The sequence below is a fragment of the Bacteroides gallinaceum genome, from assembly GCF_030373775.1.
Classification (GTDB): Bacteria; Bacteroidota; Bacteroidia; order Bacteroidales; family Bacteroidaceae; genus Phocaeicola; species Phocaeicola excrementipullorum.
This window is the reverse complement of the sequence record NZ_JAUDEN010000005.1, coordinates 31588-46228: the sequence shown is the minus strand read 5'-3', so window position 1 is coordinate 46228 and position 14641 is coordinate 31588. Positions and strand designations below refer to the sequence as shown.

Annotated in this window: 14 protein-coding genes; 6 read left to right on the top strand and 8 right to left on the bottom strand. The window is 48.7% G+C overall.

Annotation, left to right across the window (positions count from 1 at the left end; translation table 11 throughout):
- Positions 1–9 precede the first annotated feature (9 nt).
- Positions 10–1836 (top strand): DNA polymerase III subunit gamma/tau, encoded by a 1827-nt coding sequence (locus QUW60_RS04350; RefSeq protein ID WP_289558689.1) that lies wholly within the window; start codon positions 10–12, stop codon positions 1834–1836.
- A gap of 41 nt (positions 1837–1877) precedes the next feature.
- Here QUW60_RS04350 and queF read toward each other — a convergent pair whose 3' ends face one another.
- From queF to QUW60_RS04320, 6 genes are all read right to left on the bottom strand, one after another.
- Entirely contained in the window at positions 1878–2336 is a 459-nt protein-coding gene (gene queF / locus QUW60_RS04345; protein WP_258337770.1) for a preQ(1) synthase, read from the bottom strand.
- Positions 2337–2434: 98 nt separating this feature from the next.
- Positions 2435–3091 (bottom strand): 7-cyano-7-deazaguanine synthase QueC, encoded by a 657-nt coding sequence (gene queC / locus QUW60_RS04340; RefSeq protein WP_258337771.1) that lies wholly within the window; start codon positions 3089–3091, stop codon positions 2435–2437.
- A 5-nt stretch (positions 3092–3096) separates the two neighbouring features.
- The gene (locus tag QUW60_RS04335; RefSeq protein WP_258337772.1) at positions 3097–3783 is read right to left on the bottom strand and encodes a queuosine precursor transporter; all 687 of its coding nucleotides are present in this window, start codon (positions 3781–3783) and stop codon (positions 3097–3099) included.
- 202 nt (positions 3784–3985) lie between these two features.
- Positions 3986–4555 (bottom strand): flavodoxin, encoded by a 570-nt coding sequence (locus QUW60_RS04330; RefSeq protein WP_289558688.1) that lies wholly within the window; start codon positions 4553–4555, stop codon positions 3986–3988.
- Between the two features lie 107 nt (positions 4556–4662).
- The gene (locus QUW60_RS04325; protein ID WP_289558687.1) at positions 4663–5358 is read right to left on the bottom strand and encodes a flavodoxin; all 696 of its coding nucleotides are present in this window, start codon (positions 5356–5358) and stop codon (positions 4663–4665) included.
- A gap of 28 nt (positions 5359–5386) precedes the next feature.
- Positions 5387–6088: a flavodoxin gene (locus tag QUW60_RS04320; protein ID WP_289558686.1), complete on the bottom strand. Its 702-nt coding sequence runs from the start codon at positions 6086–6088 to the stop codon at positions 5387–5389.
- A gap of 198 nt (positions 6089–6286) precedes the next feature.
- Between QUW60_RS04320 and QUW60_RS04315 the strand changes: the two genes are divergently transcribed.
- From QUW60_RS04315 to nth, 3 genes are all read left to right on the top strand, one after another.
- Complete coding sequence (locus QUW60_RS04315) at positions 6287–7189, top strand: helix-turn-helix domain-containing protein (RefSeq protein ID WP_289558685.1); 903 nt, start codon at positions 6287–6289, stop codon at positions 7187–7189.
- Between the two features lie 115 nt (positions 7190–7304).
- Positions 7305–8342, top strand: a complete 1038-nt coding sequence (gene corA / locus QUW60_RS04310) for a magnesium/cobalt transporter CorA (protein ID WP_289558684.1) — start codon at positions 7305–7307, stop codon at positions 8340–8342.
- Between the two features lie 3 nt (positions 8343–8345).
- Positions 8346–8996, top strand: coding sequence for an endonuclease III (nth, locus tag QUW60_RS04305; RefSeq protein ID WP_258337776.1), 651 nt, complete (start codon positions 8346–8348; stop codon positions 8994–8996).
- 83 nt (positions 8997–9079) lie between these two features.
- Here the strand turns inward: nth and QUW60_RS04300 are convergent, their stop codons facing one another.
- Positions 9080–9670 (bottom strand): Crp/Fnr family transcriptional regulator, encoded by a 591-nt coding sequence (locus QUW60_RS04300; protein ID WP_289558683.1) that lies wholly within the window; start codon positions 9668–9670, stop codon positions 9080–9082.
- Between the two features lie 113 nt (positions 9671–9783).
- Here QUW60_RS04300 and hcp point away from each other — a divergent pair, with 113 nt between their 5' ends.
- Entirely contained in the window at positions 9784–11442 is a 1659-nt protein-coding gene (hcp, locus tag QUW60_RS04295) for a hydroxylamine reductase (RefSeq protein WP_289558682.1), read from the top strand.
- 10 nt (positions 11443–11452) lie between these two features.
- The gene (ric, locus tag QUW60_RS04290) at positions 11453–12184 is read left to right on the top strand and encodes an iron-sulfur cluster repair di-iron protein (protein WP_289558681.1); all 732 of its coding nucleotides are present in this window, start codon (positions 11453–11455) and stop codon (positions 12182–12184) included.
- Between the two features lie 552 nt (positions 12185–12736).
- On the opposite strand, the gene QUW60_RS04285 is transcribed toward ric, so the two are convergent.
- Positions 12737–14524 carry a vWA domain-containing protein gene (locus QUW60_RS04285; RefSeq protein WP_289558680.1) on the bottom strand — a complete coding sequence of 596 codons (1788 nt, stop codon included), beginning with the start codon at positions 14522–14524 and terminating at the stop codon, positions 12737–12739.
- Positions 14525–14641: the final 117 nt, after the last annotated feature.

Below are 14641 nucleotides of genomic sequence, written 5' to 3'. Positions count from 1 at the left end.
ATGCAGCAGATGGAAAACTATATCGTATCAGCACGAAAATACCGCCCCGCAACATTCGACACCGTAGTAGGTCAGCGCGCATTGACCACCACTCTGAAAAATGCCATAGCAACACAGAAGCTGGCACACGCCTACCTTTTCTGCGGACCGAGAGGAGTGGGGAAAACCACCTGCGCACGCATCTTTGCAAAAACCATCAACTGCCTCCATCCGACTGAAGACGGAGAGGCATGCAACGAATGCGAATCGTGCCTCGCATTCAACGAACAGCGCTCGTACAACATCCACGAGCTGGATGCTGCCTCAAACAACTCGGTTGAGGACATCAGAAGCCTGATTGAACAGGTGCGCATACCGCCGCAGATCGGAAGGTATAAAGTGTACATCATCGACGAGGTGCACATGCTTTCGACAGCGGCCTTCAACGCTTTCCTGAAAACACTGGAAGAGCCGCCGCAGCATGCGATATTCATCCTCGCCACAACGGAAAAGCACAAGATTCTGCCCACGATCTTGAGCCGGTGCCAGATATACGACTTCAACCGCATCAATGTTGCAGACATTGCCGAGCACCTGGAGGATGTGGCCAGAAAAGAGCACATCGACGCTGAGCCGGAAGCACTGAACGTCATCGCGCAAAAAGCCGACGGAGGCATGCGCGACGCGCTGTCTATCTTCGACCAGGTGGTCAGCTTTACAAACGGGCATATCACATACAACAGCGTCATAGAAAACCTGAATGTGCTGGACTACGAATATTATTTCCGCCTGACAGACTGCCTGCTTGAAAACGAGGTGACCGACTGTCTGCTGATATTCAACGACATCCTGCAAAAAGGCTTCGACGGAAACCACTTCATCACGGGATTAAGCTCGCACTTCCGCGACCTGCTGGTGAGCCGGGACGCCTCTACGCTGAAGCTGCTGGAGGTGGGGGCATCCATACGCGAGCGATACCAGACGCAGGCTCAGAAATGCTCTCCGCAGTTTCTGTACAAGGCCATGAAAATCAGCAACGACTGCGACCTGAACTACCGCCAGAGCAAGAACAAGCGACTGCTCGTAGAACTGGCACTGATACAGCTTGCCCAGCTCACTGCACCGGCGAGCAATTCTGCGGAAACCGAACAAAGTGTCCCCAAGAAGATTTCTCCCGTATTCAACAACAGCCAGGCAGAAACAGCACCCCCCCAGCCGGCAGCCGCCCAACAATCGGGATATGCCGCAACCTTGCAACAGCCGACTCCCGTATACCAGCCGAAAGCGCAGGAGGTGCAGGCAGCTCCGGCAACGGCAGCCGCCCGCCCCAATCCCATTCCGAAGCCTCAGCCGGGGAAAAAGATACCGCTGATGAAAGCGGAAAGCCTGAGCACCTCAATCAAGCGTACAGCGCAGGCACAGCAGGCATCCGGCGAAACGCGCCCCGCGCAAACCGCCAGCAGCGCACCGGTTGCGGATACGTGGGAAGACTATATCTTCAATGAAAAAGACTTGAACTATTACTGGAAGGATTTCACGAACAAGCTGCCGCAAGAAGAAGCTGCCAATGCCGGCCGCATGAAAAACATGCACCCCAAACTGCTGAAAGACCAAAGCACGTTTGAAGTGGTGGTAGACAACGAAATGGTGCAGAAAAACATGCAGAAACTTGCCCCGCAGATAGAGAACTACCTGCAAGGCCAGCTGCATAACCGGAAAATCAAAATGACGGTACGTGTCAGCGAAGCCGGCGAAACCGTCCGCGCCTACAGCCAGCCGGAAAAGTTCAAGATAATGAGCGAAAAAAACCCAAGCCTGCTGAAACTGCAGAAAGAGTTCGGACTGGAACTTTCCTGACCGCCGCCGGCAGCCCTCTGCCGGATGCAAGGCCGCAGCCGTTACAGGTCGTGGTTCTTCATCCTGTATTCGGCCAGCTCTTCGTATTTCGTGCCGGGACGTCCGTAGTTGCAATACGGATAAATGGAGATGCCTCCACGCGGGGTAAAGATGCCCGTCACTTCAATGTATTTCGGATCCATAAGCTTAATCAGATCCTTCATGATGATGTTCACGCAATCTTCATGAAAATCTCCATGGTTGCGGAAGCTGAACAGATAAAGCTTCAGGCTCTTGCTCTCCACCATCTTCACGTCGGGCAGATAACTGATGCGGATTTCCGCAAAATCCGGCTGTCCCGTGATCGGACAGAGGCTCGTAAATTCCGGACAGTTGAAACGCACCCAGTAGTCGTTGCCGGGATGCTTGTTGACAAACGCCTCAAGCACCTCCGGCGCATAGTCCTGCTTATAAACCGTATTTTTGTTTCCCAAAAGGGTCAGTTCGTCTTTTCTTTCCATACAATCATAAACTTTTAAATATGTACCATCCCTTTCTTCAGTCTGAAGACAGAGATTTTATCCGCACGGACACACGTTTCAGATACGCATCCCGCGCCCTATTTCTTAGAGGCCAAATACTTCTCCAGCCCTTCCCGGCGCAGCCTGCAAGCCGGACAATGCCCGCAGCCGTCGCCCGGAATGCCGTTGTAGCAGGTAAGCGTTTCGTTGCGCACGATATCCAGCACCCCCAGTTCATCGGCCAGCGCCCACGTCTGCTCCTTGTCAATCCACATCAGCGGCGTATGGATAACGAACTGCTCGTCCATCGCAAGATTGAGCGTGACGTTGAGCGACTTGATGAATGAGTCCCGGCAGTCGGGATAACCGCTGAAATCAGTCTGGGACACACCGGTCACCAGATGGCAGACTCCCAGTTCGCGGGCATATACAGCCGCTATGCTCAGGAAAAACAGGTTGCGTCCGGGCACGAAAGTGTTCGGATACGAGTCCTGCGGCTTTTCCTCATCCATCCTGATGGAAGTATCCGTCAGCGAGTTCTTCCCAAGACGGCCGATAAAGGAAACGTCCATCGCATGAAAGTCCACACCCGCCTTTTCCGCTATCGCACGCGCCAGTTCCACCTCCTTTTCGTGTTTCTGGCCGTAAATGAAGCTCAAGGCATATACTTTTCTGAAGTGTTTCTTCGCCCAAAACAGGCAGGTAGTGGAGTCCTGCCCGCCGCTGAACACCACCAATGCTGCATCATGATTCATAAGCGTCAAATTTCTTTAATCTTCAATATGTTGTAAGAGATATGTTCGTCGTAGACATCGCTTCCGTCCACCCGCTTCACATAGTTGACCACACGGACAGTCACGGGCAGGATAATGACTTCATAAAGCGTTTTCAGCACCACCTGAACCAGCATCATGCGGCCCAGCTCCTCGAGCGGCATCAGTCCGCCGAACGCCAGCGGGAAAAAGATCAGCGAGTCGGCGCTTTCTCCGGCCAAAGTAGACAGGACAGCACGCAGAGAAAAATGTTTGCCATGCGAAGCCACTTTCATACGGCTCATCACGTATGCGTTCATGAACGAGCCGACAAGGAAAGCCAGCAGACTGGCTGCGGCAATGCGGGGAGCCATGCCGAACACAAAGTTGAAGCCTTCTTCGCCCTCCCAGAACGGAGCGGCAGGAAGAGCCACGGCAATCTGGCCCAATGCGACCACCAGAAAGTTCATCAGAAAACCCATCCAGATGATCAGACGTGCCTTGCGGAAGCCCCACACTTCGGCTATGCAGTCATTGATAATATAAGAAATGGGAAAGACCAGCAATCCGGCGGTCACGGCAACCGGACCCAGCTGCACGACTTTGGTTTCCAAAAGATTCGCTGCCACGAGGCAGACACAAAAGACAATGCCCAAAACCATAAAAGGCACTGACACGGTATTTTCTTTTTTCATCGCTCCTGTTTTTTACGTGGTGTTCTAGAATACACGGAGAGGCTTCAATCTGTTTTCCGCACTCTCATCACAAATGAATGTTCGCTTTTCTATCGGGCGCAAAGGTACGAAGAATTTGCCGGATTACAAAAAATCACGCATCTTTATCCAAACCGTTTGCAACAACGGATCCGGTCTTCTGCGCTAACGCCACATTCGGATGCTACTGTATGATATGTATCCCACGCAGCCATTCTTCCACACTGCCACCGGAGTAAGTGCGCAAATGAACAGACGAGGGCGTTACCTCATGTATCTTGTCGATAGACTGCTGCAAATATTCAGTCGAACCGTATGTAAAGAACGGGACAATAATCTTCCCGCTCAGGTCATAACTTTCCAGGAAAGTACAGACCACCATGGCCGGATTATGCCACCAGATGGGCGAACCGACCAGAATGACATCATAATCTTCTACATTGTCGGGCAAATTGGCTACTCCCGGACGGAGGTCATCATACGATTCGTTTTGGATACGGCCACTGTCATCATAAGGATTGCTGGCATACGGCTCGGAAGGCTGGATACGGTATACGTCTGCACCTGTCGCCGCTACAATCTGGTTGGCAAGGCGTTCTGTATTTCCTGTCTGCGAAAAATAAGCGACCAATATCCGGCGGCTTCCGTCATACTCGATATTGTCTGCCGGATAATTCGGGTCAAAGTCCTCTTTACAAGATGTTGCAAGGAATGCGGCCAATGCCGCGAACACTAATACATAAAGCTTTTTCATACCGATCTATTTTTAATGTGATTCATCTGCCGCAAAATTAGACGATGCATATAATACCTTTGCTACACAAATAACAGATAGATGAACCTATTTTACATGCGGGCCGATTATTTGCCGAACCCCATCCGTTGCAGCCAATTCTGTATTGCCGTTTCCGCCTCACCCAGGTTCTTGCGCGAAATGGCAAGTCCTTTCTGCATCTTCGCCCCTTTCTCCAATGCCGCTATGGTCTTCTCTGCCTGTGAAAAACGGCTTCCGGCATGTGTGCAAAACGGTATCAGCGTCTTGCCTGTAAAATCGTATGCGTCAAAGAAGGAGTAAAGCGGCATCGGCATGTCGTACCACCAATTAGGGAAGCCGACGAATATCACGTCATAATCCTTCAAGCGTTGAATATGCGAAGTCAGCTTCGGACGGACTTTTGCGTCAATTTCTCTCTTTGAGGCATCTAGCAGTTCCTTGTGCGTGCCGGGATAAGCATTCGCCATCTTAATCTGAAACAGGTCGCCGCCGGTCTTTTGGCTGATGAGAGCCGCCACATACTCGGTGTTGCCATACAGCTTGCCGTCGGCGACAATCCGGCTTGCTCCCGACGAAGTGTCCACACCATCCGTTTCGGGCGAGGTAAAATACACTACGAGCACTTTTCCTTTTACCGGTACGGCTGCAGGTTGTGCCGCCTCAGCCGAAATTCTGTCGTTCGTTACGGATTCTGCCGTACAGGTGCGACTGGCATAAGCATAGACGGTGAAAACGACTGCCAACGACACGGCAACGGATAAAAATAAACTAGCCTTGTTCATATCTGTTCTTGTCTTTGATAATAAATAATCACTGCAATATGCCCAGCTCGTGCAACCAACGTTCCACCCCACTGGCGTTGCCCGGCATCGGGATGCCCGCATCATCGCTCTGAGGCTCACGGATATTGTCGGGATCGAGGTCTTCGGGCAATGTGGCAGGCAGATGTTCCGATTCGGGCGTTACACGGTAAATCGTCTGCATCGACTCATTCAGATAAGTTGTCGCACCGTAAGTGAAGAACGGCACCACAACCTTGCCTTTCAGATCATACGATTCGAGAAAAGTGCAGACCACCATAGCCGGCTGATGCCACCAGCAGGGCGAACCGACAAAAAGCGTGTCGTAGGCGGCAACGGTTTCCGTATCGGGCAAGTTGCCCACTCCAGGACGCAGGCCGTTGTATGCCTCATTCTGGATACGGTTGCTGTCGTCATAGGGATTTTCTGCGTACGGCTCTGCAGCCTCTATACGGAAGATGTCGGCACCCAACACTTCGGCTATACGTTCGGCCACTGCCTGTGTATGCCCCTGAGCGGAAAAATAAGCGACAAGCGTCTTCGTCCGGACCGGTTCATCCGGACTATCCGGTTCATCGGGCGCGTCTTCGCCTCCCGGCTGTTCGGGATTTGCCGGCTGTTCCGTCCCCGTTTCAGGAGTGTCACTGGGAGAACAGGCCGCCATAGCGGTCACAGAAAGGAATAAAAGCGGAATAATAAGAAACTTTTTCATGTTCAATCGGAGTTAAGTGTTATTTATGGTTATACGGTTCATACACTATTAAGCCTGCTTCTTTCCAAATACGATGCAAATTTACCGCCCTCCTGACAGAAACAACCTATCCAAATTACAGATTGGCGTATAACATTTACTGAAAGCAAAGGATTATTCTGAAAATATGCTACTTTTGCAGCAATAAGAAGAAAAGCGATGGATAAGATTGTAAACATACCTACGGTCAGCGATTACGACGAGCATTGGGGGCTTGAAAGCCGGCATCCGCTGGTGAATGTACTTGAAGGCTCACAAATCACACGCCCGATACCGAACTGCCGAAAGAATTTCGGGATTTATGTCATTTTTCTGAAAGACGTAAGATGCGCCGATTATTTGAAATACGGCCGCGGAGAATACGACTATCAGGAAAATACGCTCGTATTCGTCGCTCCGGGGCAGGTTTTCGGCTATCCCGCCGACGGCTCCACCTATCAGGCTAAAGGCTGGTGCCTCTATTTCAGTCCGGATTTGCTGAGGAATACCCCGCTTGGGAGTCACATCAAAGACTATACGTTTTTTTCTTATAATGTAAGCGAAGCCCTGCATCTCTCTTTACAGGAACGGGACACGATCATCGACTGTCTGAAAAAGATTGATGACGAAATAAAAAACGGGACAGACCGGCACAGCAATGCCATTATAGCCTCGGCCATCGAACTGCTGCTGAATTACTGCACCCGTTTTTACGACCGCCAGTTCATTACACGCAAACGTGCCAACAAAGACATTCTGAAACGTTTCGAGGAGCTTTTGGACGATTATTTCATATCAGACAAACCTAAAAGCCTGGGAACGCCTACAGTGGCATGGTGCGCCGACCAGCTGCATCTATCTCCTAATTATTTCGGTGACTTGATAAAGAAAGAAACAGGGAAATCAGCGCAAGAGTATGTGCAGCAGAAAATCATGGACACGGCAAAAGACTTGCTGCTGGCATCAAGCAAGTCGGTGAGTGAAATAGCATACGCTTTGGGATACCAGTACCCGCAGTATTTCAGCCGGGCATTCAAGAAAGCGGTCGGATGTACGCCCAATGAATACCGGATACCGGATTAGGAGCAAGTTTAAAGAGAATCCTCTAAATCATTAGCCCTCACTCATATTTCGGCGAATTGCTCAGCATCTCGCTTTTTTATATTATCTTTGCAGGCATACCAAACACGGACAGATTATGGCAAAGAACAATTTGCTGAGCGAAGAACTGAACTATATCGGCGAAAGCCGCACTCCCACACATCTGCACCTGTGCAGCTACAGTGCGAAGGATATCCAGACCGTCACAGGAAAAGAGCTGGAAGACATCCTGCCCCACATGCGTGACGAAGCCATCAACTGGATTCAGATACACGGTCTGGAAAACACCGGTATCGTCCGCGATGTGTGCAACCACTTCCATGTGGATTTTCTCACCGTACAGGACATACTGAACTCAAGACACCTCACAAAGATCGAAGAACATGACACCTACAATGTGGTGCTCCTGAAGCAGCTCTCGCCCAACGAAGAAAACGAATACACACCGCAACAGTTCTGCATCATACAAGGCGAAAACTTTGTGCTGACATTTCTCGAAAAGGATACGGACTTTTTCAATGAAATCAATACGGCCATCAACAACAATGTGCTGAGAATCCGCAACCGGCAATCGGACTTCCTGATGAGCGTAATGCTGAACAGCGTGATGGCAAGCTTCATGTCGATCATCTCCAAAATGGAAGACGAACTGGAGGATCTGGAGGAACGCCTGCTGTCGCCGACCGACACCAGTCCCGGCATCGACGAAATCCAGCAGTACCGGCGCAATTTCCGCCTCGTCAAGCGAAGCATCCTCCCGCTGAAAGAGCAGTTCAGCAAACTTTTCCATACAGAAAACAACCTGATCCACAAGGCAAGCCGCCCGTTCTACAGCGACGTGAACGATCATCTGCAATTCGTGTTACAGACACTCGAAGGATGCCGCGACATGATTTCTTCCCTGCTCGACCTCTACATGTCGAACAACGACCAGCAGATGAACAATATCATGAAGCAGCTCACTATCGTTTCCACCATCTTCATTCCGCTGACTTTCCTCGCCGGAATATGGGGGATGAACTTCAGCTTCATGCCCGAACTCGACTGGAAGTTCGGCTACCTGTTTGCCTGGCTGCTGATGCTTCTGCTGGGCACAGGACTTTATTTTTATTTCCGACGCAAAAAATGGTATTGAGATATGACAAAGAAAGACCTGTATCAGAAAGTTATCGAATACTTCAACGCGGCGATGCCCGTGGCAGAAACGGAACTGCATTACGAAGACCCGTTCCAACTGCTCATTGCCGTTATTCTGAGCGCACAATGCACCGACAAGCGGGTGAACATGATTACCCCTCCGCTCTTCCGCGACTTCCCTACTCCGGAAGCGCTTGCTGCCACAACACCGGAAGTAGTTTTTGAATACATCAAAAGCGTAAGCTACCCCAACAACAAGGCGAAGCATCTGGTAGGCATGGCTCAGATGCTGGTGAAAGACTTCCGGAGCCAGGTTCCCGACACGCTCGAAGAACTGGTGAAGCTGCCCGGAGTGGGACGGAAAACGGCAAATGTCATTCAGAGCGTGGTGTTCCACAAGGCAGCCATGGCGGTAGACACCCATGTGTTCCGCGTAAGCCACCGCATCGGCCTGGTGCCCAAAAGCTGCACGACACCGCTCGCCACCGAAAAATACCTGATGAAATACCTGCCCGAAGCGATTGTACCCACCGCCCACCACTGGCTGATACTCCACGGACGCTATGTCTGCACGGCACGCAATCCCAAATGCGCCGAATGCGGACTGAACGGAATCTGCAGGGAATCGCTGAAAGGAGCAAGCGGAAAATAGAAGCATAGGGATGCAAGGAGATGAACTTCATGCCTTTGCGTCCCATCTATATTTAGCCGAGCAAAGGCAATCCGTAATCCCTATTATTTCTTTATCCTTCCCTCATTTGCCAGCTCAGACAATGCCCTGGCCAACGACGGACGGGTAACTCCCAGCTTCTGAGCCACTTCCTGCTGATTATGGATCGCAGGATGCGTTTCCAGGTATTTCAACAGACGAGCCTTTAGATTCAACAAAGCAAACTCATTCAGTTTCCTGCTTAGAAAAACACTCCGGTCCGAAATATCCTTCAAAAAATTCTGCATCATCAACGGATGCAAGTGCATAAATTCCAGGAAACGTTCTTTTCCTATTATAAAAACCTCACAAGGCTCTACAGCCTCTACATTGACAGGAAAGCGATTTTCTGTAGCAAAAATAAAGCCTGAGGCCAGCAAGTTGGGAGCGTCAATTTCTTCTACCGTCAGTTCTTTTCCTTCATCATTTATCATCCCCGCCCGCACACTTCCCGAGGCAAGAATGTACAGCCCTTTGCATAAGCTGCCTTGCCGGGCGATGACATCACCCGTCTCAAAGTGCTTCAAGCTATTCGGAACGCCGAATAGAAAAGCAATCAGTTCTTCTTCTTTCATTCCCTGAAAAGGGGCAACCTGCAATAATCCCGTCAGTTCCATCCTGCTTTCTTTTAACTGTTGTTTGTACGCGCTGTAACATATGGTACAGTTTAAAAGACGGAAACCGTCTACTTTTGCACAAAAGTAATAGAAATCATTAAAAAGAGAAAGATATGGAGAATAACATGTTTTGTTTCCAGTGCCAGGAAACAGCCAAAGGTTTCGGTTGCACCTTAAAAGGCGTTTGCGGAAAGAATGCAACTACAGCACGCAATATGGATTTATTACTCTTTGTTGTGCGGGGAATTTCTGTTGTGGCGGACCAACTGCGCCAATATGCTCTTCCCGTTGAAGAAAATGTAGACAATTTCATTGCAGATGCCTTGTTCTGCACCATTACCAATGCCAATTTCGATGACGAAAGCATCGTGAAACGCATCGGCAAAGGCCTGGCAATACGTGATGAACTCAAACATCGGGCTTCGTCCAAAAACATTCCTCTGCCGGAAGCTGACGAATTGAACTGGAAAGGTGACCGCGATGAATACGATACAAAAGCTGCAACCGTCGGAGTGTTGCGCGAAACAAACGAAGACCTGCGCTCGTTAAAGGAACTGATTATGTATGGTCTAAAAGGAATGGCTGCTTATCTGGAACATGCCATGAGGTTAGGACACAATGACGAAAGCATCCATCGTTTCATGCAGCATACCATCGCACAGCTCACCACAAAATCTTTATCGGCGGATGAGCTGACTGCATTAGCTTTGAAAACAGGTGAAACAGGCGTGCAAACAATGGCTTTGCTCGACAAGGCAAATACTTCCAGCTACGGCAATCCGGAAATTACCCGCGTAAACATCGGAGCAGGTACCCGGCCCGGCATTCTGATAAGCGGACATGACCTGCATGACCTGGAGGAACTGCTGGAACAGACCAAAAACAGCGGTGTAGACGTATATACTCATGGTGAAATGCTTCCTGCACATTACTATCCGGCATTCAAGAAATATACACACTTTGCCGGAAACTACGGAAATGCATGGTGGAAACAACGCGAAGAGTTCACCTCATTCAATGGTCCCATCCTATTCACAACCAACTGCATCGTTCCTCCTCTGCCCAACGCCACTTACAAAGAACGCATGTTTACCACCAATTCTACCGGATATCCCGGCTGCAAGCATATTGCAGCAGACGAGAAAGGACATAAGGATTATACTGAAATTATAGAAGCAGCCAAACGATGCGCCGCACCGACAGAAATAGAACACGGAGAAATCATCGGCGGCTTTGCCCACAATCAAGTGCTGCAACTGGCAGACAAGGTGGCAGAAGCCGTAAAGAGCGGAGCCATCCGTAAGTTCATCGTCATGGCAGGCTGTGACGGACGTATGCGCGGCCGTGACTACTACACCGCTTTTGCCGAGATGCTCCCCAAAGACACGGTCATTTTGACTGCGGGATGCGCTAAATACCGTTATAACAAACTGGCGTTAGGTGACATTAATGGCATTCCGCGCGTTTTGGATGCAGGACAGTGCAACGACAGCTATTCATTGGCAGTCATCGCCCTCAAGCTGAAAGAAGTGTTCGGGCTGCATGACATCAATGAACTGCCCATTGTTTACAATATCGCATGGTATGAACAGAAAGCGGTGATCGTATTGCTGGCGTTGCTCAGTTTGGGAATAAAAGAGATTCATCTCGGTCCCACCTTGCCTGCATTCCTCTCGCCCAATGTAACGAAGATACTGGCCGACAACTTTGGAATAAGGGGCATCGGCACTGCAGAACGTGACATGAAAAAATTTGGATTAATAAACGAATAAACAAAAGATTATGAAACAGAAAAATTACAATTCATACACTGTCGGACAAATTGTAGCCGGCAACTTTGATGCTGCCAAAGTGTTTTCCCGCTACCGCATTGATTTTTGCTGCCATGGCCATATTCCGTTTGCGGAAGCCTGCCGGAACCGCAACCTTGATCCCGAAGCTGTGGCGCGTGAACTAAACGAATTGCAGGAGAATGCGAACGGCAATGCTCCCGACTTTCCCGGATGGCTCATCGACTTATTAATAGACTACGTATTGAAGATTCACCACCGGGGAATCCGTGCCAAAGGCCCGCAAACAGAAGCCTTATTGGCCAAAGTAACCGAAGTGCATGCGAAGAATCATCCGGAGTTGCTGCAAGTCCAGACACTGTTCCGCGACTCGCTCCGTGATTTGGAAAATCATTTGTCAAAAGAAGAGAATGTTCTGTTCCCTTACATTTACGGGATGTTCCAGGCCAAAGAAGAAGGCGTGAAAGTAGCCAAATTTCATTGCGGCACCATCCTGCACCCCATCAAAGTGATGGAAGATGAACATAGCCACGAAGGAGAACGTTTTGAAAGAATCTCTTCCCTAACCAACGGATTCACCGCTCCTGAAGACGCATGTGCCAGCTTCCGGCTGGCATTGCAGCAATTGAAGCAATTTGAGGAGGCATTGCACGAACACATCCATTTGGAAAACAACATCATTTTCCCCAAAGCACTGGAATTGGAAAAAGAGCAGACCGCCTGACAGCGACACCATAGGATTTCCATTTAAGCAGGTGCGCAAAATGAAGAGCCTGTCGTTTAAATTTTCCGGTTAAGAAACTGTTTTGAATTTATCGTGTGCTGATTTGGGATGAGTTTTTGAGGCATTTCCGTTTGTGTGATGAGGAAGATAGCGGGCTATCTGACGAAGAACAGAAGCAGAAAAGACCCAAAAATAGCCCAAAGCACACACGAAAACGAACACATCAAGCCAAGAAAAACTTTTTGGAGAAATTCAAAACAGTTTCTAAGTATTTTTATCCGCTCCTTTTGAGTTTGTTTCCGGTCGGTTTCCCTGCTGTCATCCCCGTAAAAATGGATAAACATCCTCGAATACAATTCTCAAACCGAGGCAGAGCAAAATTTAAACGCTCTGAATCCGTCGGACTCACGTTAATATCAAAAAGCTCTACCTTCCCCTTTCCGGAGAATGATAGAGCTTTTTGAATTTATGTCCATTGCCACAGAACAGCCCACCATACTTTTGCCATCAAACGCCAAGCATGTCGGCTGTTCCGGAACAAGGCATTTGTTTTTAATAGTTCGGAGTGAATACGGTGGTTACCGAAGAAGGCTGTACCCGGCTCAGTTCTGTTTTACCTTTACCGGTCAATTCACCGATAATGTTGTCAATTACGTAATCGATATTTTCAAATCCGGTAGACGTATCTGTCAGATGCATCACATTGATCCAACTGTCCAGATCACTCCAGCTGCCTCCATTGGACTGAGTCCCGTTTGGAGCGAACAATACCAAGCGGCGTCCGGAAGGCATGCTGTCCCATTTGAGCTGCACATTTTCCAAGGTCAAGTCCGTATAGCTGGAACCAGTCAAATAAGGCGCATCTGTCCACAAAATGACCACCTGACGATGATAGCCGTCGTCTTTGCCCCAATCGTCCCTTGAAAAAGCAGTATCCAGCGCTTCCAGACCACTTTCCGGGATATCACCTCCACCTGTAGCTCTCAGTCCATTGACAAATCCGCTGAACAGCTCCCTGTCATCAGGCATGGCATACACATCCGATTTCAACAGCCAGTCTTTATCCTCATTCTTGTCACGGAAAGCAATAACCTGGGTATTCAACGAAGACAATATGATGTTTGATTCAACGCAAGCTTTCTCAAATATGTCATAAAAATTCAGGGCATTTTTCTTTACCGTATTAATCAGTCCGCTCATACTGCCGGTCACATCCATACACATCACTACATCCACATTCAAGATATTATCGCCTGTAGTAAATTCTTTGATGACCGTATCGTATCCGACCTGTCCGTCTGAAGAAACCTCAACATTGTCCACGAATTTCAAATTACCGTGATCGGAGCTGTTGAACTTATAATAAGCCCGATAATAATAAGTGGTGCGCGGCTGCAGTCCTCTGAAATCAACTTCAAATTCCTTATCCGTCTGGATGCCTGTACCTGAGAATTCAGGATTTGCATCAATCTTCAGTTTTGACTTGTCCGTATCACACACAATACCATATACTCCATAATCTCCAAATGTCTGCGATGCACACCAGATAGACCCTTTCAACGTACATGAAGATCCGCCGACCTTAAAGCTGGCCTCACCTGTCCATAAAGCCAGTTCTGAAAAGACCTTCTCAACCACGACATCAAACACAACATTTATGTCACTGACGAAGACAAAACCTTCATCGTCCTTTTCAAGAGCCAAAACGTCTATATCCACATCCAAGCTGATTTCCAGACTGAGCACGTCGTCGAATGTTTCGGTCAATCCAACGATAGAAGATGAAGTACATCCGCTTTCCTTAACCAGGAAATTAAAATAAGACAGAGCCTGCATCAGGATATCTTCACCCGCATACTGAGTCTTAATGGTTTCCCATTCAGCATAACTGTATCTGTAGTTGCCGATCTTTTCCATCTTTCCGCCTCCGTCATAAACCAATTCCAGAACGGTTTCTTCTTCCGGCTCATCATCCAAATAACTGAAATACAGAGAAGTCTTATCTTCAAATACAATCTGCGCAGGAAGTTTGTCGTCTTTTGACAAAAGAATATTCACTTTTGTCTTTTTATCCAACGACATATAACTCAGACAATCATATTTATCGTCTGTTTCGCCTTCGCGCGCTGCCGGAGCAGAGATTCCGTCACGATACAAAAAATACCCGTCGGGAGTCAGATAAGCCTTATCCCAGTCACCGATATCTTCCGTTACCATTGCTATTTGACCGAGCTTTGCCAGATTATCCCCTCCACCGGGAAGTCCAGGTTCATCATCATTCTTACAAGACACCGCCGTTAGCACAAGCAGTATCCATACAAAAAGATTTTTCGTTCTCATACATAATGTTTTTAAGTTTCATGGCAAATGTAGCGTCATTCGTTTAATTAAAAAAAGCATAATTATGCATTATATACCAAACAGATGTTTACGAATGCTAAGCAGACAAAAAAAAGG